The organism is Helicobacter suis, from assembly GCF_902196125.1.
Taxonomy (GTDB): Bacteria; Campylobacterota; Campylobacteria; order Campylobacterales; family Helicobacteraceae; genus Helicobacter; species Helicobacter suis_B.
On the sequence record NZ_CABIKG010000055.1, the window covers coordinates 1 to 808 of the forward strand.

An 808-nucleotide genomic window follows, 5' to 3' on the forward strand; every position below is an offset into this window, starting at 1 on the left:
CCCCCGCCACTTGATCTAAAAGCTCCATAATTTCGCTTTCATCAATCCCTAAATCTAACGCGGGAGGCTCTTCCGTGTTTGCTTTCTCAATCCTATTTGTTTGCGTATTAGTTTGCGTATTGATCTCTGTGCTAACACCTGTTAAACCGCCATTTAACCCCGATTCAACACGGGTTAAAGGCACATTAAAGGCCTTTTGTAAAGTCTCTAAATCCACTTGTAGCCCCATATCATAAAGGGCTTTATAGACTTGCACCTGTCTTGCCTCATCTACTTCAGTATTTGTATCCAGACTAAGCACAAATGGCGGAATTTGTTCCATGTATAATTTTAAAACTTCTTTAAGCGCCTCATTTAGCGCCACTGCAATAAAGCGCGCGTCAAACTCTAAAAAAGATCGGCCTACATTTTCATGTACTGTGCCTAAAGCTTGCGTGCCTTTCTCCACAGCGTTTCCGGCTAGCACTTGCCCGTTTATAACTTTGCTAATGCATTCATCACAATATCTAACAAAACTTAAAAAGGCATCTTTATCCACCGATCCGCTTAATAAATCAATTTGATCATCACTGCCAAAAACCCCCACAGATGCCGATCGCAAATCCTCTAAATTATCTAATAATCTTTCAACGCTATTTTTTTCAAGATCGGGACTCTTTGCCACTAGGGGTGGGATACTCAAGTTTTCTAAATAACTCATGTACTTACCTAGCGCTAGGTATTTGAGTGCACAAATAGAAACCACCCGATAAGCGCTAGAGTCATACAGATTTAAATCACAAACGCTAAGAATATCGGGGCGATTATC

The 808-nt window shown here is 40.8% G+C and carries 1 protein-coding gene; it reads right to left on the minus strand.

The window, feature by feature from the left end; all coding sequences use genetic code 11:
* On the minus strand, positions 1-808 hold an 808-nt coding region (locus tag G6Q00_RS08260; RefSeq protein WP_163532756.1), incomplete at both ends, for a phage portal protein family protein.